Origin of the sequence: Bacillus luti (assembly GCF_001884105.1) — a bacterium.
Classification (GTDB): Bacteria; Bacillota; Bacilli; order Bacillales; family Bacillaceae_G; genus Bacillus_A; species Bacillus_A luti.
The window spans coordinates 188,428-210,669 of the sequence record NZ_MACI01000078.1; the positions used below are offsets into that span (position 1 = coordinate 188,428).

Here is a 22,242-nt window from a genome sequence, read left to right on the forward strand (position 1 = left end):
AAAACTTAATTGAGTAAGCCAAATAGAAATTATTATCAAGGAGATTAATGAATGCGATACTCTAATTATAAAAGAATTAAACAACTTGGTGAAGGTGGAAATGGACGAGTCTTTCTAATGCAGGATGATTCTAAAGAAGAATTTGCAGTCAAAATTTTAAAAAATAAGAATAGATCTAAATCAAAAATAGAAAGATTTAAAACTGAAGCTATAAAAGTGCACAAATTATTTAAAGAGGGTCAAAAAGGGATAATACCAGTATTAGATTATAAATTGCCCTGTGAAGAAACGGGAGATTATTATTTTGTAATGCCCATAGCAGTTCCTTTAGAAGAAAAAATTGAGGAATGTAATAATATTTATGATTTAATAGCAATTTTTAAAAGCTTGGCAACAACATTAAGTGAGTTACATTCTAAAGCAATAGCTCACCGGGATATAAAGCCAGAAAATATATTATATTATCAGGATGAATATTGTTTTGGAGATTTTGGACTGATTGATTTTCCTGAAAAAAAGGGAATAACTAGAGATAATGAGCCTATAGGAAATCGAAAAACAATGGCTCCTGAAATGCGAACACCTTCGTTAGTTAGCGATTCTAGACCAGCAGATGTGTATTCATTTGCAAAAACCCTTTGGATTATACTTACTAGAGAAATATTTGCATTTGATGGCCAATTTAATTGTTTTGAAAATAACAAATTACAAAATAAATATGAAACAATACATTTTGTAGAATTATACCAATTATTAATGGATTCAACGGCTGAAAATCCAGAGAAAAGGCCCACAATTGAGGAGTTTTTAAATAGACTAATAGCGTGGGAAGAAATCTCTAGAGATAATGCTAAAGTTGATAAAAGCCGTTGGCGATTTATAGAACAACATGTTATTCATCAAAAATATCCAAGTACATTAATTTGGAGAGATAAAATTCAAGTAGTAGACATTCTTAAGCAATTATCTATTGTAAACTTCAATCATACTTTTATTCATGATGGTGGGGGAATGGATTCAATAGGTATTGAAATATTTGATGATATAGAAAAAGATATGGTTATGCTTAATTTTGGACCTAACATGTCGCAGGTTTTTAAAATAAAAAGGTTAATATGGGAATTACCAAATGAAGATCCAGAGTTTAGCTATTTCCGTTTAGAGTTTGAAAAATTAAATCCTATATATCCTGATAGTATTGCAGAACAAGAAAAAATGATAAAAGAATACCTCAATGATTTCAGGGTATTAGCATCAGAAGATTTAATCATCAACAATAATAAAGGGTATGAACCGTATAGAGAAGACGATGAACAAGCGTTATTTAGTATTAAGCGCTGGTTTAATGGTTCATTTTTAATTGTTCCTAAAGGGTCTATATACAATCAAATTAGTACTACTTATGATGGGCGACATTCCAAATTTAACGCAGATGATTTCAGAGAGTATATGGAGTTATTACAATATATGTATAATCATGAAATATTAAAACCTTATTTTTGGGATATCGCTCATCACAATCCATTTGAAGATGACCTATTTAAAAAACTTAAAAAAATTAGAGCTATGACAGATGGAGAGTTAGAGAGTAATATACAAGACGATGGTGTTTTCCTACTCCCTTAAACGGATTAATAGCTTATAGTATCGATTTTCAAATAGCAATAAGCAAGTCGATATCTTTTAATATTAAACCATATTTTACAACTTAATCCATTTAAAATATTGGTATTTTTCAAGGGTAATTATATTTTAGACGTTTGATGATTGTGATGTAATAGTAAAATTATTACCTAAAAAGGATGGATAATTATGGAAAATGAAATTTATTTGCCTGACCAACATCATATTGAAAAAATAAGAGAGAATCTTTGGTGTGAAAGAGAGTATGGGAATGTTTCAATAATGGTGGGAGCTGGCTTTAGTCTGAACGCCGATAAGATATCAGATAATTCAGGCGCGTTTTTACTCTGGAATGAACTAGGAGAAAAAATGAAAGCTGAATTATATCCTTATAGTGACAGTTATAATCAAGATGTTCTGAAACTTGCGAGTGAATATGAAGAGGTTTTTGGAAGACAAGCTCTTGACGAATTAATTATAAGTTCTCTACCGGATGAAAATTATGTACCGGGTAACCTACATAAAGTGTTGTTGTCTTTGCCGTGGGCAGATGTTTATACCACAAATTATGACACTCTTTTAGAAAGAACCACAAAATACATATATGATAGAAAATATAATTTAGTTTTAAATACCTCAGATATTCCAAATCGTATGAAACCTAGGATAGTAAAATTACATGGAAGTTTTCCTTCGCATCGCCCTTTTATTTTTAGTGAAGAGGACTATCGAACTTATCCAATAAATTATGCTCCGTTTGTTAATATGGTACAACAAACAATTATGGAGAATGTATTATGTTTGATTGGCTTTTCGGGAGATGATCCGAATTTCTTAAATTGGATAGGTTGGGTAAGAGATAATTTAGGTAAAAATACTCCGCCTATTTATTTTTGTGGGTTTGTTTCCTCTACCCAAAGGAGAATGTTAGAGGCAAGAGGAATTACTCCGATTGATTTTTCGCCTTTATTTCCAGACTATAAATATCCTGGGATATTAAAGCATAAAAAAGCGTTAGAATGGTTTTTATTAAATCTAAAATATGGTAGAAGAGAAGACGTGTTAAGGTGGCCTAATGTAAAAAATATTATTCATAATAAGCATGAGGATTTGCCATATATTCCTGTGCAAAATCTTGATATTCCAAATATCAGCATAGATTTTGGTTTTGATGAAAACGTCGAAGAAAAGGATCTATTAAAAATTTTAAAGGATTGGAAGCATATACATATATTACATCCCGGTTGGATAATTACTCCTAAAAACAATCGAGATAGCCTTTGGAGAGAAACTGGTAGAGCAATCAATCCTATACTGAATAATCTTGATAAGTTAACTTATGTAGATGCACTAATGCTTCTATATGAGTTGAATTGGAGAATTGAGACTTCACTAGTACCCTTATACACTGAATATATTAGTAAAATGGTTGTAATCATAGAGAAATTTAATGCAATCTTTCAAACTAAAAATATATATAGAAATCAGGAAAAATTAAAAGATTTCAAGTCGAATTTGACATCAACTATTGATTGGCAATTTTTACAAAAGTGTTGGGTGGAATTAATATTCGCAATTATAAGAGAAGTTAGAGGGGATCATAAAGTAGCGGAATTTGATTATTGGATGGATACCATTGAGGATGTTGTGAAGCAAAGTCCTGAGTGGACTTCAAGGTGGTACTATGAAAAAGCACTCTTTAATTTGTTCAAATTGGATCAGGAAGGTATTCAGCGTGTTTTCAAAGAATGGCCAAGAAATAAAAACTTTCCTTTTTGGCAGGTTAAAAGGGCATCTATACTTGCTGAATTAGGTGAGATGAGAGAAGCTGAAAGAGAGTGTGAAGAAGCTTTAGAAGATATTCGTATACGATTACAGGCCAATAGAGTAGATGTTTCTTTACTTTCTCAAGAAGGATGGACAATGGTTTTATTAAGGAGTATTAAGAATAATGGTGATCTTGAAAATGATTTTGGGGAGTATCGTGATAGATGGACAAAACTTTCACAATACAAATGTAATCCATTTCAAGAAGTGGAAATAATGGATTCTTTATTAAAAGACTCTGTTCCTAGATGGAAAGGAAATGTTAGTGTTACTCAAGGGTTCGACCCAGGAATAATAAAGCGCCATTATTCCTATGGAAGCGTTTTTGAAGAAGAAATACGTTTATCTTTTGCTTTTTTACGTTTGTTTGAAGAAGTAGCTATGCCTAAAAGATGTGGAATAGTAACGATGTATAAAAAATCTGTTATAAATGCAACAAAATGGATAGAACATTCTGCACCTTTGCTAGCAATGAGTGCTTTAATTAGGACAGGAGATACCAAAGAAATCGAGAAAATATTTACAAGGGAATTTATTGTTTCTTTAACAAAAGAGCAAGTTGAAGTTTTTTATGAATTATTTGTTCCATCGCTTGTGCAAGCGATGAGTAGGATTTCTCAAGAAGAGAATATTGCTAGTTTTTCTAGTAGGCTCTTACCTAACTTAATAGAAATTATATCTAGGATATATTTCCGGTTTTCAAAAAAGAAAAAGAAAGAAGTTTTTAATTTAATGATAAAAATGTATAAGTCAAAGGAAATTCAACAATTCCATCTTGTGCACTCTCAATTGAATTCCATGTTTAAAAGAGTATTATATGACATGAGTGATGAGGAAATATATCAACAATTAAATACGTTGCTGGAACTCCCGATAATTGGAGAAGAAGGGTTTGATTTAGAGAAAAAGCCAAGGTGGTTTGAGCCTTTTGGACACATAAAATGGAGCGGAAATTATAAGGTTAATCGAACGGATGAAGCTTGGGATAATGCCATTATAAGGTTAATAAAATTAGTTAGAGATTTCAACAATTCTGCAAGGGATAATGCGATAGTAAGGTTAAATAGTTTATTTGAAATTTGTGGGTTAACAAAAAGACAGTGTGAGGAATTTGCTGAGGCCTTATACAGTCGGATTGACCAGAAGACGGAGTTACCATGTACTTTTAAATTTTTTAACAGTTTCTTTTTACGTTTGCCTAAAAAAGATGAGGAACAGGTTAAACAGGATTATTATAATTGGATAGTGAAGCAAGATATACCAGGAATTTTCACGGAATTTGGTGGATATAGTGGTGGTAGTGAATTCACTCAATTTGTAACTGAATGGATTAATAGCGCTCCTTCCATATTCCCAGACCTAAAGAGTGAGACGGATATAAATTACAGTGAAGAAGATTGTATAATATTGTTAAAGAAAGTGTTGGCTTGGTGGGAGAAGGAAAAGGGGAAATTTAATATATTAGGTGAAGATGATTTTCATGAAAATCCTAAAACTCACATGTATAATCTTACGTATTTAATGGTTACCGTAATATTTTTAAAATTAAAGAGTATTGATGATAAAATCAAAATGGAGATAAAGGAATTACTTGAAGACCTTAAAAGAAAGGGAATTCAAATTTCTCATGTTCTTCCGGCAACCTTACATTTGAAGATTTACGATATAGATTATGTATATCAAATGTTAAAAAAAGATTTAGAGTCAAGTGATAAAAATAGAGTCAAGTATTCAAGTAAAGGTTGCTTACATTGGGTTATATACGAGCGAAGAGGGATTGCACCAGAAATTCCAAATATTCTTTTTGACAATTGGATAAATAAAGTTTATAGTCGTCGTCAACCTAAATTAGATAACTTATTAGGAGACATAGGGGATTGTATACTGTATTTCCCTAATGTACTGAATGAGATGCACTGGAATTCTGTGTTAGAAGGTTTGGAGTACCTTATGGAAGAAGTAGATATAAAGGTTTTAACAAAAGAGAGTGAATTTCAACTGTTTCCTAAATCATCATATGCAATATATAGAGAACTATGTGTGAGGTTGGCTGGTGTAGCCTATAAAGTGTTTCAAGAGAAGAGAAAAGGTACACCAAATATATTAATTAAGTGGCAAGAGATATGTGAAACTGATAGTTTACCAGAAGTAAGAAGGCATTTACATTTGTTTTTAAACAAAACAGAATAACAAGAGTTTTGCTCCTTTAGATATGATGTATCTAAAGGGGTGACTTTTATTAATATCTTTTGCGATTTTTTCTAAAGGATATAAAGCAATCCTTGTACCTTCATTAATATGATGTGTAACACTATTGATAAGTTATTTATTTTGAAAATCTTATTTATTATCACTTGTTTTAATGTTATATAGTACTTCAAAATGCTTTCTTTTCTGTTCTTGATAAATAAAAATTTGAAAGATATTTTTGACTAAATCTTATAAAATAAATAATTCACCTTTGCTTTTTTACATTTAAATAGAGACAGAAAACAAGCCATTAGTGCCTTATATGTATGAAGAAAATATTTTTCAGCTCTACGTTTGTTACAATTCAAAAGGTACGTTTCTACAAGCAAATATTCTTTTAGTTATTTTGAAGGTGAAAATTGGGATAAAGTAATAGATTATATACATTCGGAATTTGTGAATTATCGGGGGGAACCCCGCTGGGAGTGTGCTTAACCCAGGACCTTGGAATTATACTTACGGCCTTAATCGTTTTAACTTTAATCAGATATGGTAGTTATTTGCTGGTTTCAACCTTTAAGGGAGAGATGTGTATGGAAAATATCACTTATCATGTAAGTTTAATTGCTACATCAGTACTAGAAACAATATGGGCTGTAGGAATAAGTTACTTGGTCGGGATGAGCTTGTCCCCGATAGTTCATAAAGAGATTTTGGAAATATAGGCGAAGAGAGATACAAAAGTACTAGATTTAAAGTAATTGTCTATATAAACTTAAAAATTTAATTATTTTATATCTCTCGTCATCTAAGGAATTTCCAGAGAAGAGGTTTTAAATTTTTTACATTAATTATTTGTATAATGAGATATTACGAATTTTATTGTTGTTATTCATTAGCTTGAAGTTTTTTTATATTAAGTTCCAGTTTCTTAATATCCAATTTATGCTTCTCGATTTCTCTGACTAAATTTTTCTTTTCAAAATCATAAAGTAAATAACGAATATTATTATGGATAATATTACATAAATGAACCTTAAGGAATTATTCATATTAAAATGAGTTATATATTGTTCTACTTTTTGAATTGACTTGAAATTAAAATTTTCACTAGAATATTTAATAACAAAACAATAACCGGTAATGGTGAAAAAGATTTATAAATATCTACTTTTAATTTGAAACAATCTGAAATCATTTTTGTGTCATTAATGCTAGAGAGTAAGGACTTCTCAGAACTATGCTTTCTACTTTTTTGATGATCACCAAAATTAGAAAAGTAAAAATAACAGATAGGTAAATGAGTCCTTGTAAGATAAATATAATTTTAATGTTACTTACAGTAAACAAGAGAATGAAACCAATTATTAGAAGAATAGCAATTAACTTAAGAACTTTTTTCAAGAGTTCCTTTAGAGCGGTACTATATGCAGCATTTAATTTTCCATCCATACAAGCTCTCCAATTATTAATGAGTAAGTTTGGGAGTTTCATACCTAACGAACTTTAAAGATGAATGATTTTGGTGAAATTTAACTATTTATCTTTTACGTTCTATTCTAATTAAATTCAAATAAAGATTTTCGGAAATGGTTGAAGAAATGAAATCCCTTAATATTTTAAACAAATATTTAAAAAATACGTCCGGAAAATACGGATTGTAATTTATGTATGGTACGATTATGTAATAGAAGAAAATTGGAGGGGAAATTCATGGATAACCAATTAATGTCATTATCTTTTTCAATGGAAGCAAATAAAGGTGTGTATGCTTTACTACTAGGTTCTGGAATATCACATTCAGCGGGCATCCTTACAGGTTGGGGAATACTTAATGAATTATGTAGAAGAGTTATGAAAGTAAAAGAAGAAGATCATGAAAATCCAATTGATTGGTATAAAAATCATTTTGGCAAAGCCCCATCATATGATGAGGTAATTGAAATGTTAGCTAAAACCTCAAGTGAAAGACTCGGATTATTAGCTGAATTCTTTGAACCAAAAGAAGACGAAGAAGATTATGTGAAAAAGCCAACAAAAGCACATAGGGAAATTGCAAAACTTGTGCAGAATGGTTACATCAAAGTAATAGTAACCACAAATTTTGATAGATTAATGGAACAAGCTTTAGATGAATTAAATGTTCAATACCAAACCCTATATGATGAATCAGATATAGAGGGTAGGAAGCCATTAACACATGCTAATTGTACAGTGTTAAAAATACATGGTGATTATAGAGATACCCGATTTAAAAATGTTGAAGATGAGTTAGCTACATATCCTACAGCATTATCAAATTTGTTAAAGCAAATATTTGATGAATATGGAATTATTACGTCCGGTTGGTCTGCAGAATGGGATACTGCATTAAGAGATACTATAAAATCAGTAAAAGGGCGACGTTATACATGGTATTGGCATTCTTTTAATGAAAAACTAGGTGGGCAAGCAGAAGAATTATTAAAATTTAGAGATGGTATTAAGATTGTAGACAACGGTGGAGCTGATCGTTTTTTCAGTCTACTTGCTGAAAATGTAGAAAGTATTTCTAAATTAAAGAAGTCTAGTCTTGATAATATACAGGTGAAAATCAATAAATTAAAGAAATTTATTACAAATGATTTGGAAATTGAATTACGTGAGATGGTTACTGAAGAAACTCAAAAGCTAGTCCTATTTATGGAATCTCTAGATTACGATGCTGATGTAACATCAGAAAATCTAAATCTTTCTATTGATAGAATAAAAGTAGAAACACGCACTCTTGCTACTATGTTAGCAATATTATCTTATTATGCAAAACATGAGAAACATGAAGCGCTTATAATTGAAACTATAGAAAGATTAACTACAGCTACCCGTGTAGGAGGGACTGTGGTATTCCTAGCTATGTCGAGAATACCAGCAATTGTAGGTTTTTATAGTGCAGGTATCTCCTCTGTTATGAGAAATAATTATAAATTTCTAAACCGTTTATTTACAAGTATTAGGGTAAAACCAATCCATTATTACCAAGAGCGTTTTTTAGAATTTTCATTACCTAGAGAACTAAACGATACTTTTCGATTTATAAATAGCACATTTAATAGTCGACATCCTTTTGAACAAAAATTTATGCATCCTTATATGTGTGAAATTTATAATGAAAGTAAATTAATATTTAATGAGTTAGAAACTACGGAATATTACGATATCTTTGAACTTTTGCGGTGTATGAAACATTATCATTTAGATATAAAGAGATATGCCTGTGGAATATTTGCTTCTAAGTACCCTAGCACACACTTAGAATACTTTCTTCGAACAGGAGCTGAAAATGGTGAGAGTTGGGGTGTCCTCGAATTATTTGAAGATAGTACAGGAAATTGTTTAGAGGCATTAAAGAAATTAAGTGAGACTTTAGGCCGGATGTCCATAGATTATGATATACATCGTTTGTTAAATTCGTACAAAACTGTAGTAGAATCCTAAAAGAAAAATTAGGGATAGCATTACATCGCTAGAAAGCTGAAATTTTATATTCGCCCGGAACGAAATTTTGTTACAAGTTAGAAATGAAAAGGCTGTTGAAAAGCGCTCAAAGAGTAATTTTCGTTATGTATACTAATTGGATAGGTGAAGAACTGAATGGATGGGTTTTTACATGAAATTTAGCAAAATAAGTAGGGATAATGGGAGTATTAATATGGAGGTTTCCTTCATCAAACAGATATTACAATTAACTTAATTATATAAAGAAATTAAATCAATGTTTATTTTTAGAGTAGTCCCATAATTTTAAATGATGCTTGATAAAAACAGTTTGTTGATACAGAAAAATCGCAAACTGTTTTTTATACCATGTCCAGATATATTTAATAAAAAAAGCTTTATTTAACTATTAACTAAAGGGAAAAATTTATAATGAGTGGAGGGAGTTGTATGAATTTTGATTCAAATTGGAATACGGAGGCAGTATTTCATCATCTTGTATCTCAAACTTATTTAAAAGGTTGGAAATATAACGATTCATCTGTTTATTATATTGAGAAAAATGATTTAAATATCAAAGGTAACTGGAGTCGTAAAACTAGAAGGCTTGCTGGTATAAATAACTTTTTTTCAAGAAGAGCAGGGGCTCTGTTTCGGACTGAAAAAGATTGCGTGAAATTTTTTGCGCCATTAAAGGATTTTAAAGTCGAATATAAGGATCAGATATTAACCAATCCATTAGATTTGAATGATAATTTTAGCTTTTATGATTCTTGGATCATTTATGATTCCAAGTCCCAAATAGTTTCTAAATCAGTGAAAGAAAAATTAAAATTTGAAATAGACAATATACATGTGAGGGATATAGAAGTTGGATGGGATCGTTTGTATGAGAATAACTGGCCAAATGTACGAAATGATATACAGAATGTTATTTCTTCTAATACAGGGGTGATTAAGGTTCCAAGTGTAAGGAGAGAAGAATTAATAAAGTTTATGGTTTCTTTAGAGTGGCGATCAAAACCTATACATCCATTATTAGAGGCAACATACGAACCAATAGCTTCATCAGATTTATTAAAAGAATGTCTAAATGTATCTATACCAGAAATCAAAAGAATGTATCCTTTTCTTGATACGGAAAAAGAGTTTGTGCTACATAATATATTATTAAAGTGGTATCATGAATTCTTAAATGACAGTGGAAAGATTTATGAAGAAGCTCAAATAATAATTAATCAAATGAATATAGAACTATTAATTGCAGAAAAGGGTAGTGAATTTATAACTTCTGATAATCCTGTATGTAGATTTTTAAATTCTAATAATGATCTAGAGTATATTTTTCCAATCACTCCTGAAATAGCTTGTGCAGTACGAAAATCTAATCCATATGATGGAAATCATTATTTTGTTAGGAACTTAAGTAAGGATGAAGTCTTTAAATATAATCAAAAGTTAAAAGATAATTGCTATAAAGGATACATACTTCACCAACCATCTTTAACCTATTACTTTAAATAAAGAAGAAATTGATGAATTCTTGCCGTGGTCAATGGATTTACCACCTAATTGCAGAGTACCGAAAAAAAGTGAAGCAAACAAAAAACTCTAAAATCAACTTTTATTGTATATTTTGGAGTTACTTGGCGTTTATCCTTTTCAGTTTACACCTATTTTTTAATAGTTGAATACTTTTTTCTATAGTCTACAATATTTTTTAATTGGACACTTCGAGCATATTAAAATTTTATGATAAGAGTATAGTAATAATAAAAGAAGTTATCATCAGGGGGGATTTTTAATGAATGAAACTTTTCAAATAAAAGGGGAAGCTAATATTATTTTTCATCATAGAGATCATAGATTACATAATATATTTACTGCGGATCAAATTTTGGATACCAGACATATTTTTGTTTCAACTTATAATTTTAACTTTCTAGATAAAAGTTTGGATTCACCGTATGATTTGCTAAAGAAGGCGGCGATGAGGGGAGTTATTGTAACACTTGTATATGCTAGTGAATTAGGGGTTACACTTGGTCCAGAGACATCAGCACGTGCTGATGGTTTAGTAGGTGGAGAAATTACAAAATGCCTAGTTCAAATGGGTGAAGGACAATGTAGATTACATTAAGATAAAGAAGAAAAGAAAAGAAAAGAAAAAGTATCCTTTTTAGAAATGGATACTTTTTCTTTATTTTTACATTAAATTAAAAAGATAATGGGTAGCCCCAAAAATAAATACTGAGATTAGTTTCAAACGAGTTTAAAAGAACTAATAATATATCATTTAATGCATAAGTTGGGTCATAAGGATATTTATAACAACAAAAATTATTTAGAAAACATATGAAAAGTGAAAATAATGTGGGTGCAAGTTTAGCACATATTAAAGTGAGATTATATTTTGATAATTTTGGTTTTTGAATCCTAGATGTGTATAATCATATTATGAGGGTTTTAAAATAATTGAAAAAGGACAGATAGAAAATGGATATATTGAAAGAAACTATTCTTGATTATGTTAGTAAAAATATTGTTAGTAATGCAATTTTAATTAAAGGGAAATGGGGAAGTGGTAAGACATACTATTGGAAAAATATCCTAGAAGGAGAAATTAATGCGATATTAAGCGGTGATACATTTGAAAGAAAAAACTCGAGTGTTAAATACATATCTCTTTATGGAATTGAAAGCTTAGAATCATTACAAAAAGAGGTGTTTAGTCAATTTATTAATTTAGAAAGTATAAAAAGTGGAGAAAGCTTTAATAAGATACAAAAGGGAAGGGCTGCTTTTGCTGCAACTAAATTAATTGCTCAAGCTGCAGGGGGCTTTTTTGGTCTTAGTGGTGGAGTAGAGCAAATGAACTTGCAGTATGAAAATCTTTTGAAACTAGATAATATTGTAATTTGTTTTGATGACTTAGAGAGGACAACAATAGATTTAAATGAAGTGCTTGGATATATTAATAATTTGGTTGAGCACCATGGAGTAAAAGCTATTTTATTAGCAAATGAGGATGAAATAGTTAATGAAAACTATCTAAGAATTAAAGAGAAAATAATAGGTAAGACATTATTATATGAATTTGATGTAGAATCTGTTGTAGATGGAATTATTCAATCTCAAACAATCTCAAATAAATTGCTAATTAAAGATTTAGTAAGGAATAAAAAAAATATAATTGAGCTGTTTCAAAGAAATGGTACTAATAACTTGAGAATACTTATTCAGTCTTTTGGGGACTTAGAGAGTATTTATAATGTAGGCGAAGAGACATTAAAAAAATTAAAGGATGACTATAAAGATAGTTTAATTATATTCACTTTGGCTCTATCATTAGCAGTTAAATCTAATGAAATTTCTTCCTCTGTTTTTGAATCGACAAATTCAGCAGAGGAGTTTAGCAGTAAGATTATTGCTGCAAACATGGGTTTAAGACATAAAAAGCATATGAGAGCTAATTCACTAGAAAGTATATTGGAGTTTTCCGATAACTATTTAAAAGGTTTTGAACTAAAGAGGAAATTTTATAAATGTGCTGAACTTCTAGTTTGCCATGGTCAGTTAAATAAGCAAATAATATCAGATGAATTAGAACAAGTTTTATATGTTCAGAGTGTCTATCCTCGTGAAATTGATTTATTAATGGAATTTCATTGTATTTCTGATGATAAAGTACAAGATGTAGTTGAAGGAGCTTTAAAGCAAATAGAAACAGGAGAAGTAGCATTATTTAGGTATTCAGTTTGCTTTGAGATTATTCAAATGCTTATTAAAGAGGAAATAATTGACTTAGATGAAGATATTGTTTTAAGTAGATTCCTGAGTGGAATAGAAATCATTAAAAAGGATGGGAGTAGTGCAGAGAGTATTCAGATAAGCCATAGTTTATCACAATCTGAAGAGCCAGTAATTAAAGAACTTAATTGCAAAATAATTGAAATCAGTCAAGAGAAACGAAGAGACAATCTTCGTAAAGAAATAGAAGAATTTTATACAGCTGCTTTTAGTAAAGAAAGTCGAGGATACTTTCTTCAAGAATACCACAGGTATTCTATTACGTTACCTAAAGGAGTAATTTCCCCTAACGATTTTTTTACAAAAGGGTTAATGAAATTTGAGAATTCGGAATTGAGGATTTTTAATAGTTCGCTTAGAGTCAGATATAATAATATAACAGAGATACCGGAAGAGGAGAAGAAATGGTTAGAAGGGATAAAAGTCTCAATTGAGACTTTTATAAAAAATGAAAAACATAAGAAACTAAGTCATTTACTTTTTAATGAAATTACCTCGACTATCCAAAATATTTTAGAAAATGAGAACACAGCATCTAATTCGTAGCTCTTATAGAGTGAGGAATATTTAAAGACATGAAAACAATAATAATGGGATTCTAATTACAAAATTCCTAGTTCAAATGGGAAAAGAGCAATTAACAGGACAATATAGATTACATTAAATTCAAAAAAATAATAGATAACCTAAAAAACAAGTGCTAACAAATCTGTACGAAAACTAACAAAAAACATGCATAATGAGTATTTGTATTAATAAAAAGAGCAAATCTCTTGGAGATTTGCTCTTTTGTTGGTAGTTTTAACATTCTTCAACTTTTTTAATTAATTGAGCTGGTCTAACTTGTAGAGTTCTGGCTAAGGAAAATAGAGCATTTATTGTAGGTTTCCTTTTCCCTCTTTCTAAAAGGCTTATATATGTTCTATCTAATCCAGATTGAAATGCTGCTTTCGCTTGACTTAATTGTAAATTATTTCGATGTCTATGCAATACAATTCCAAATGCTTAATTGGTTTTCAAGAAATCATTCTCCTATTAGTTATAAACTAATTTTGAGAGAGTAGATCTTTTTATTCTACGGACTATAATCTATAAATTCAGTGTAATATATAATAAACTTAATTTAATTTTATTATTGAACTTTGAAGAATATATCTGGTAATTACTAAAAAAGTAAAATGTCAGGAGTGAAATTACATGTTTGATGTGATTCAAGGATTATATCATCGGATTTGGAGCTAATGCTAGAAATTGAAAAATGGGAGAGAACTGAAGTTGAAAAAAACTAGATTTGGAAATCGAAAAGAAGGAGGAAATAGAAAGGCTATTATAATTTGATTGGGATTTAAATACCAAACTAGTTGTTTATTATGTTGAATTAATTGAGAGTATGTTAGAAAAAGCTAGACAGAAGAACGAGATATTGGAAGAGCAATGTTGTAAGTAGGAGGGCAAAATAATTCATTTAAATAAACAGCTTTATGTTACAGAACAGAAAAAGGAAAGTTATTTGAGAAACTATCAAGAATGTTTTCGAGAAAAACATATTTTAAAATGTGATGTATGTCAGAAAAACATTCAGGCAAAAGAGTTAAGGGGGAAGTCGGAAAATTGTTATAATAATGATAATCTAATTTTGTCAACCCGAGAGAGTATGTGCGATATCCTTAAACAAGTTAATGAAATGTGTCATTCCTTAAAATTGATGGGAAGAGCCAGAATTAGAAGGATTGATACTATTGTTAAGATTAAGAATAAACTAGGAGAATATGAAACATTTTTTTATATCAACAATAAGGTACTAGATTGGGAAGTAAAAGATTTCTGTATAAAAATGAATAATATTCTTAACGATTGGAGTTATTATTATAGAGGATATAACTGGAGAGAAACAGCAAAAGCGGTGGAGGATCAGGGACTTTATCAAATAGCTGAATTAAGTAATAGTTTAAAATACATAACTCTCTATAAATTATTTGATAGTAATTCGAATCCTATAATGCATATTGACATTGACAATGTGTATGAACTCTATATTAACAAGTCTGTTTTTTTAAATGATTATAGATTATCAAAATTTAGAAAAGAAATTGAGTTTTTAGTTAAAAACGAAAAATTTGAAAATGATATGTTTAATATAAGTAGAATTTATCCATGATATATTTTTTGTTACGGGAATGATTTCAGAATTTAGATTATAATTTCACTTTAATGAAAACAAATAAAAAGGCTAAAATATTATATGTTTTTGGGGATTAGAATACCAAAATATATAAAGTGGGTGTTACTTTTAGTTCATTATCTAGACGTTTTATAGAAGCAGAAGTAGCTTATAGATTTCGATTTCCTAATGGGACTTTTAAGAAGTTGAAAGTTATTCCAAATAATAATGTATTTAACTTGGAACTGTATGTAAAGAAAAAATTCATAAATAAGAGGCATTCATTATTTCAGTATACAGAATGGTTTACTCTTCAAGATAATGAAGTTTCTTATTTGCTAAATGAAGAGTATTTACAAGACGAGGAGTTTGTGAAAATCTATAATTATAACTTCTAAAAATGATAAAATAAGTACAGTAATAAGATATTCAATTAAAACATGTCTTCCAACTTTGGAGGATACAAATAAAAGGAATAGTGCAATAATGTTAATTATAATTACGTGAGATGTTTGTAGTGATTTGACAATTATAATGGATAAGTCCAAAGTTTATAAATTGAATATTCTTTATTTAAAGGTGGTCTATTTGGAGAAAATGGAGATAAAGAATAATTATAAGTTTGATTGGAAAGCAGTTCAATACCCTCGAAAACAAGGGGGGAATATTATAAAGACTAACTCTTTCATCATAGTATTAAAAGATTTAACAACTGGAGAGACATACCCGCATCCAATTACTCATTTTTTATATAAGTCCTATCATAGAAATTCAGGTTCTGTAAATACTGAACTCACCGTAGCGCAAATTATCGTTCCTTTTTTAAACTTTGTATTAGACAAAGTGAATCAATATTTGACGGAATATACTGACATCAATGGGTTGGAAGATCTACAAGAGAGTCACGCAAATGCTTATCTACAGTACTGCGTGGATGAAAAATCAAACAAAAATAAGACGTTGGAAATGAAAGAGAATTTCCTATCTAAGTTTTATAAGTATTTATGGGATGAAAAAGTGCTAAAGCATAAGCCGAAATTCAAGCTAGTATCTGTAAGAACCCGAAAAGAAATTAGAAAAGTATATAAAATTGATTTTACCTATAAAAAGACGGATGAAACGCTTTTGCGTGAAAAAGTAAAAAGAAAAGATGTAGTCCCTCAAAATCATGAATCTAACAAGAATAGGATTTTTATTCGCTTGCAGTATATTCACGAGATACTATACGTAGCAAAGCATGAAACACCTGACATTGCATTTGGAATGGCATTGCAAATATTTGGAGGGTTGCGTAAAGGAGAGGTAGTAAACCTCACTAGAACGGCTTTAAAATCGCAGAATGGGCAAGGCTATGGCGTGGAAGGTTTAGTGCTGCTTATAAGAGACCGTCAAAATGATTTGTTTACTCGATTTAACGACGTTTCAACAATACAGGTGAAGAATCCCAGAGACCAATCCTGCTTGATTGATCCAATTTTAAATTACTTATATAAGCATCATATAGAAGTCGTACTCAAGAAGGTAAAGAAACCACTGCACCCCACTGCACTGTTTTACGATTCCGAAGGGAATCCAATGTCGGCAGATACGTATGATAAGAGATTTTTGAAATTAAAGAATTCCTATTTAGGGATGCTACTTGGCACCCCTGGGAGATATCAGGATTATTTAGATTTCTCTCAAACTAAATGGCGATCACATATTGGCAGGGGGGTGTTTACTAATATGTGTTTGGATGCTGGATTTAATGAAAAACAAACCGCAGTCTTACGAGGAGATAGATCTACCCAATCTATGGAATCCTATTTCGACATCATAACTGCTACCTTCAATATACGAAAGGCATTAACTTTACTTTCTCCTGACCAATCAGAAAATATAGCCGACTTAAACATGCCAACTAATCACAAAATGTGGAAGGAGGTTCAGGATTTTGGGAGAGGAATTAGAAATTGATTTTAAAGAATATATGTCGATATACGAAATAGCTGTGGAGAAGTTTAATAAAAACCCAAATAACGAATATTTTATTAATAAATTAAAAAATTCCATACAAGAGTTACCAACAAAATGTAAAATAACAAAGGTTGATTTAGAGAAAAACTACTTTGATGAAAAATACGGCCGAACTGTTAATGAGTTGTATTCAAGAAGAGATATAGGTCGTTTTTTCAGAAAATATATACCCAAGAAACTCCTTTTTAGACAATTAGAAAAGTCTGTTAGTCAGTATACGCTTTATAAATATTACAAAAAAATAAATCCTGATGAAATAATACTTGGTGGTACTTTAGATATATTTGTATTACAAGATATTTCAATAGAACTAAATGAAATGATAAACATGGTGTTAGGTAATAAGGTGTGGGGTTGGAGAGCACATACCTTTGAGCTATACAAAAATCAACACGGCTATTATTCCTCTGATGAGGCTATGAAGATATTAAATTGTAGTAATGCGACTATCAAAAGATTAATAAAAGAAAAGTTGTTGGTAATCTCTGAGCATTACGGAGATAGAATGCTCTTCAATAAAGAACAAGTACATGAATTACATTTTGAACAAGAAAGGCTTATTGATAAATATAACAACCATTATTATACAGCTAAGCAAGTTCAAAAAAAATACAGTGAAGCTTTTGCAAAATATATTAAGGGATCAGAAGATAAGGTTCGAATAAAATTAACAAAGGTTGCTCCCCCACCACTACTGATTTCATATTATGGTGTCCAAATGAAACTATATGAAAAAGATGAAATTGATAATTTATGGGAGGATTACAAACTTTATTTGGACATGAATACTATGTCCATAGAAGATCCTTTTAAAGATTTTGTATATAAAGTTGAACAAGTGCTAAATATTAAATTTACGAAAAGTCAGGGGAATACGAAATTATTATGGTACCAGTATGTCGAAAAATTTTTTCTTAGAACTAGGATGTCTGATAAGACTCGGATTATATTTCAGACTAATCAATTTGCCCGCTGTACGGAAATAATATTCGCTACTTTTAATCAAGAAATATACTCATATTCTGGAAAAGATATCAATAATAAATTTCTTAACGACATTCTTAATATTAGGAGAAGTTATCAAAGGGATTTTTACAATTTTTTAAAACAAATGATCGAGGCCTTTGCTATGGAAGGACTTCCTTTACCATATAATGTGGATGAATTAAATGATCCAAGAAACTTTAAAAGGATTAAGGAAGTAGCTACAGATATATATTCTTTAGAGGAATACCATGAATTATACAAATATACCAATCGAGTAACATTTCATAAAGAAAAGGCAATTCAAGACGTTAGCGACTTACTTCAGACTTGGGATTATGTAAAATATAAACGCTATGATAGTTGTTGGTTATATATCTTAGTTCAATTAACAAATAATTGGAGGCATAGCACGATAATAACTCAGATTCCAAGAATCGATTTATCGACTACTTCGATTGAAAGTTTGGAATGGTTAAAGAGAAATGATCCCTCAATAGAGGATGCAAACAATATTATCTATCAGATTGGTAGATATGTTACAAAGATAAACAAAACTGATATTAGCGCAGAAGGAATCTTCACAATGGGGGAGCCACTTAAAATTGCATTTGCAACTGCAATAAGCATCTGTGAATTTCGTAGAAGTGCAACATTAGAAACTAATTCCACTTTAATAGAACTTTCAGGTCATTTAGTGCAAACGTATAATCCACATAAGGAGTTTTTTATAGATTTCATTACTGACTTTAAATTTGAAAATAGGAAGATGAATAGAACACTAGCTACTCTAATCTGGTCAGTTCTTAGACATATGGGGAAAGGGCTAAAAGAATCCCAAGTATCCCGAAGCCACCTGCAAGCTCAAACTACTATCAATCATTATATTAAACTTTCTGACGGACAGGTGAAAAATCTTGTAGATGAATTATTTGAAAGAAATCAATTTGGATTTGTAACACAAACCTTAACGAAGATCCTTTTTGGTCCTGAAACAAATAAAAATATCGAAACGGGAAGAATGATAGAGGTAAATAAGCATTTCGGCGATGTTTTTAAAATTGAGGCGACCGCAGGATTAATCAATAGAATCGCAACAGAAAGAAATCATGTATTAAAGTATCTTGAAGATTTTGACTTAGAAGGACTTCGTGATCTTTTTTATCAATCTTTAATGGGCTCACTTCCTTCAAAACAGAGATACCACCAATGTATCTATTCTGAATGTAAATATGAGAATGAATACGGTGAAAGACCATCGTGCGATACTTGTGCGGCATCAATGATTAATGTGTATGCCCTAGAGAATATAATGGAGAATTATATATTTATGATGGAAAAGATATCAATAGAGTTTGATAATGCACTTATTGGTGAAAAACAGAAACTTGCAAACCAGTTCTTCCTTCTGCATAACGTTGTAGACCAAGCAAGAAGTAGATTTGGTAGAGAAGTTGTAGATGGATTTGTAAAAGGGAAGACAGAGAGAATAAAGAACTTAGGTCTTGATTTATCAACAAAAGGCTTAAAAGGATTTAGAACATCGGGAATACTAAGGGGGTGACATGTGTGGTACGAAAAAGAAATTTAGGTACGTTAACACTAAATTTCAGCGGTATTAATCCAGAGGATATAAGAAGTGCTAGATTTGATGTCATCAAGAATGTAGAAGAGGCAAAAAGGTTATTGGAAGCCTATGTTGATAATAGGGTAAAAAAAGTTCGTGTCAATTTTAAAGATAATGAATGGATTTTTAAGGAAGAGTTTACACGAAGTGATGCAGTTTTTAATTATAAAAAAATAGAAGATTCCTTAAGGTTTAGTGGAAGTGAAAATAAAGAGGAATTATTAATTGCGGCAAAATGTTGGATAGCAAAAAAACTAAATGAAAATTCTATAACGGTAACACAGGCAAAACTTACAACCCTTGTTGCTGCTTTTCTATCAACAAAAGGTCTTAGAGACACTAGTGAATTATTGGAAATGATACAGGAATCTAATCTTATCCGTAGAAGTCCAAAAAATCAATATACAGTCCAAAAAGTGTCTAATAGTGTTATGTATAAATTTATTACGGAACTTGTTGATTTTTTAGAATTCTATAATCGTGATAAATTTGTATATTTCATAAACAATTTGAGCGAGTATAAAGCTAAAATTAAGTTAGAAAAAAGTTACAGAGAGTTGCCCTCTTTTAAAGATATTTTAACTATAAAACAATGTTTAGACAGTTGGTACAAAGAAGCAGAACAAAACAAAAGTGAAGAATTACTTAAATATTTCCCTCTTGTTTTATGGTGGAATCTAACAACTATTATCCCTATGAGGATAATTGAGTTCTGTTACATTAAAAGAAATTGTTTTTCGTTAAAGGATGGAAATCATTTTATCACATTTCCAAGAATGAAGTATGATCGAGTTGGTATACATCGAACTGACATTGAATACGACACGTTACCTATTCCAAAAGAGTTGTATGACCTTTTTCAAGGTTATCTACTTCTCTCGGAACAGTATGGACTATCGAATTATTTAATTTCAAACAATGTGTATCGTCATTATTTTAGATACGATAAAAAAACATACGATGAAAATTCTTTATTTAACTATAACAATTTTAATAATACAATAGCAAGTTTTTTCAAAGAAATAGTACACGAGAAGTATAATATCAATATTGTTTCTATAAATAAGCATTACCGGGCAAATTATTCCACGAGATCAAAAGAATCATTTATTTCTGATTCAGCAGTCGGAAGTATAGATACAATGATTAATCTTGGTGATTTGAGACATATCGCAATTATTAATATGATGATGCAGGGATATGACAAGGTTGAGATTCAACGATTAGCAGGACATATCACAGAAGATATTCAATATAGCTATTTCAATCATATGGAAAATTGGATGGATATAGAAATACAGAAAATGGAGAAAGAATTCAATCATTATAAACCAACAAATACTACATTTAACGAGAACGAAATTTCATTTTTACACCCAAATACCCAAGACTTTTTTGAGAATCAAAGTAAAAAAATATATATAAACAAGAATATAAGTGAAAAGGAACAAGAGGACTATTTAAAATTAGATTTGGGCTCCTGTATGGACAAGACGATGCCCTGTCCTAGTTTTAATTGGAAACACCGAGGTTGTTATTTTTGTGAAAACTGGTACATTTCTAATCAAGAAATTGAAGAGAAAAGAAATCTTATAGCTTCTGACTTGAATTTACTTTATGAAGAAACAAGGGGGAAAATTAAGTTCATACAGTCCATGTTTAAAATTAAGTCAGAAGACCCTGGAAACATAAACAATAATACGAAACAAAACTTATCTTCAACTTCAAAGGAAATTCAATTAGACGTTAAACGAATTGCAAAATTAAAGTCTATGTTAGGAGTTTTAGATGATGAATAAAATTGGTACTAAAGGCATTTTAGATGATATAGAAAAAGAGAAGACATTGAGACAGCTGATTGTTGAATATGATGAAAACCATAATATCAAATCTAAAATCACATACAAGGATATCTACGAATTCGTGAAATTACAATACAATAATAATAAAGTTGATTTTTATCCTGGTTATACTTGGTGGAAGACAAAAGGAAAACATTTAGTAGATGAATACAATTTAGTAAAGAAAAGAACTATCTCCTTGTCTGAAACGGAAGATTTAGACGTTTTTGATATTCTTGATGTAGTAGAAAAACATTACGGAGATAAAGAAGCTTTAATTAAATATCTCCTTCCCTATAATGACTTGCTGGATAGACTTGTAAATAAAATCAATAAGCTTCAGAATAATTCTAAAAGCTTATCAGAACAGATTGGAAAAAAGGATGAACGAATTCAAGTATTAGAACAAACAAATAGTAATCAACAGGTCTTACTAGACGGGCTATTCTACACTATTATAGGATCTGAAAAAGAGTTAGATAAAGTGATGAAAAGAGGTAGTACAAAATCAGATATAGTGAATTATGCTCTCTCTGAAACCTTTGGGAATCCTGCTACGTACATTGAAGAGTTCAGTAAACGAATAGAAATAGGTAATCTTATGATAAATGATAAAAAAGATAATGTTGTAAAGTTTAAGACACAAAATGACTCTTTGGAAGAGGATGATTATGATTACTAATATCTTG

Annotated in this window: 14 protein-coding genes; 12 read left to right on the plus strand and 2 right to left on the minus strand. The window is 30.1% G+C overall.

The window, feature by feature from the left end:
- The first annotated feature begins 51 nt into the window (after positions 1-51).
- Both BAQ48_RS19505 and BAQ48_RS19510 read left to right on the plus strand, forming a co-directional pair.
- Positions 52-1,626, plus strand: coding sequence for a protein kinase domain-containing protein (locus tag BAQ48_RS19505; protein ID WP_071712455.1), 1,575 nt, complete (start codon positions 52-54; stop codon positions 1,624-1,626).
- Positions 1,627-1,812: 186 nt separating this feature from the next.
- A complete protein-coding gene (locus BAQ48_RS19510; protein ID WP_071712456.1) occupies positions 1,813-5,640 on the plus strand; it encodes an SIR2 family NAD-dependent protein deacylase in 3,828 nt (1,275 codons plus the stop codon).
- A 1,194-nt stretch (positions 5,641-6,834) separates the two neighbouring features.
- On the opposite strand, the gene BAQ48_RS19515 is transcribed toward BAQ48_RS19510, so the two are convergent.
- Positions 6,835-7,092: a hypothetical protein gene (locus BAQ48_RS19515; protein ID WP_071712457.1), complete on the minus strand. Its 258-nt coding sequence runs from the start codon at positions 7,090-7,092 to the stop codon at positions 6,835-6,837.
- Positions 7,093-7,353: 261 nt separating this feature from the next.
- On the opposite strand from BAQ48_RS19515, the gene BAQ48_RS19520 reads away from it, so the two are divergent.
- From BAQ48_RS19520 to BAQ48_RS19535, 4 genes are all read left to right on the plus strand, one after another.
- Positions 7,354-9,114: an SIR2 family protein gene (locus BAQ48_RS19520; protein ID WP_071712458.1), complete on the plus strand. Its 1,761-nt coding sequence runs from the start codon at positions 7,354-7,356 to the stop codon at positions 9,112-9,114.
- Between the two features lie 450 nt (positions 9,115-9,564).
- Positions 9,565-10,638, plus strand: coding sequence for a DUF4238 domain-containing protein (locus BAQ48_RS19525; protein WP_071712459.1), 1,074 nt, complete (start codon positions 9,565-9,567; stop codon positions 10,636-10,638).
- 466 nt (positions 10,639-11,104) lie between these two features.
- The gene (locus BAQ48_RS27240; protein ID WP_084064922.1) at positions 11,105-11,254 is read left to right on the plus strand and encodes a small, acid-soluble spore protein, alpha/beta type; all 150 of its coding nucleotides are present in this window, start codon (positions 11,105-11,107) and stop codon (positions 11,252-11,254) included.
- Positions 11,255-11,610: 356 nt separating this feature from the next.
- Positions 11,611-13,470, plus strand: a complete 1,860-nt coding sequence (locus BAQ48_RS19535) for a P-loop NTPase fold protein (protein ID WP_071712461.1) — start codon at positions 11,611-11,613, stop codon at positions 13,468-13,470.
- A 255-nt stretch (positions 13,471-13,725) separates the two neighbouring features.
- Here BAQ48_RS19535 and BAQ48_RS19540 read toward each other — a convergent pair whose 3' ends face one another.
- Positions 13,726-13,920 (minus strand): helix-turn-helix domain-containing protein, encoded by a 195-nt coding sequence (locus BAQ48_RS19540; protein WP_071712462.1) that lies wholly within the window; start codon positions 13,918-13,920, stop codon positions 13,726-13,728.
- 514 nt (positions 13,921-14,434) lie between these two features.
- Here BAQ48_RS19540 and BAQ48_RS28330 point away from each other — a divergent pair.
- The 6 genes from BAQ48_RS28330 to BAQ48_RS27245 all read left to right on the plus strand — a co-directional run bounded on the left by BAQ48_RS28330 (position 14,435) and on the right by BAQ48_RS27245 (position 22,235).
- Positions 14,435-15,082: a hypothetical protein gene (locus tag BAQ48_RS28330; protein ID WP_242660480.1), complete on the plus strand. Its 648-nt coding sequence runs from the start codon at positions 14,435-14,437 to the stop codon at positions 15,080-15,082.
- A 119-nt stretch (positions 15,083-15,201) separates the two neighbouring features.
- Positions 15,202-15,483 carry a hypothetical protein gene (locus tag BAQ48_RS28510; RefSeq protein WP_341350497.1) on the plus strand — a complete coding sequence of 94 codons (282 nt, stop codon included), beginning with the start codon at positions 15,202-15,204 and terminating at the stop codon, positions 15,481-15,483.
- 199 nt (positions 15,484-15,682) lie between these two features.
- A complete protein-coding gene (locus tag BAQ48_RS19550; protein ID WP_242660485.1) occupies positions 15,683-17,041 on the plus strand; it encodes a hypothetical protein in 1,359 nt (452 codons plus the stop codon).
- Positions 17,019-19,649: a helix-turn-helix domain-containing protein gene (locus BAQ48_RS19555; protein WP_242660481.1), complete on the plus strand. Its 2,631-nt coding sequence runs from the start codon at positions 17,019-17,021 to the stop codon at positions 19,647-19,649. The genes BAQ48_RS19550 and BAQ48_RS19555 overlap by 23 nt, the downstream gene beginning before the upstream one ends.
- 5 nt (positions 19,650-19,654) lie before the next feature.
- Positions 19,655-21,511: a site-specific integrase gene (locus BAQ48_RS19560; RefSeq protein WP_071712464.1), complete on the plus strand. Its 1,857-nt coding sequence runs from the start codon at positions 19,655-19,657 to the stop codon at positions 21,509-21,511.
- Positions 21,504-22,235 carry a hypothetical protein gene (locus tag BAQ48_RS27245; protein WP_242660482.1) on the plus strand — a complete coding sequence of 244 codons (732 nt, stop codon included), beginning with the start codon at positions 21,504-21,506 and terminating at the stop codon, positions 22,233-22,235. The genes BAQ48_RS19560 and BAQ48_RS27245 overlap by 8 nt, the downstream gene beginning before the upstream one ends.
- Positions 22,236-22,242 lie beyond the last annotated feature (7 nt).

Coding starts and splice junctions, on each gene's coding strand:
- BAQ48_RS19505 (WP_071712455.1), top strand. CDS start 52: ATGCGATACTCTAATTATAAAAGAATTAAACAACTTGGTGAAGGTGGA.
- BAQ48_RS19510 (WP_071712456.1), top strand. CDS start 1,813: ATGGAAAATGAAATTTATTTGCCTGACCAACATCATATTGAAAAAATA.
- BAQ48_RS19515 (WP_071712457.1), bottom strand. CDS start 7,092: ATGGATGGAAAATTAAATGCTGCATATAGTACCGCTCTAAAGGAACTC.
- BAQ48_RS19520 (WP_071712458.1), top strand. CDS start 7,354: ATGGATAACCAATTAATGTCATTATCTTTTTCAATGGAAGCAAATAAA.
- BAQ48_RS19525 (WP_071712459.1), top strand. CDS start 9,565: ATGAATTTTGATTCAAATTGGAATACGGAGGCAGTATTTCATCATCTT.
- BAQ48_RS27240 (WP_084064922.1), top strand. CDS start 11,105: ATGAGGGGAGTTATTGTAACACTTGTATATGCTAGTGAATTAGGGGTT.
- BAQ48_RS19535 (WP_071712461.1), top strand. CDS start 11,611: ATGGATATATTGAAAGAAACTATTCTTGATTATGTTAGTAAAAATATT.
- BAQ48_RS19550 (WP_242660485.1), top strand. CDS start 15,683: ATGGAGATAAAGAATAATTATAAGTTTGATTGGAAAGCAGTTCAATAC.
- BAQ48_RS27245 (WP_242660482.1), top strand. CDS start 21,504: ATGAATAAAATTGGTACTAAAGGCATTTTAGATGATATAGAAAAAGAG.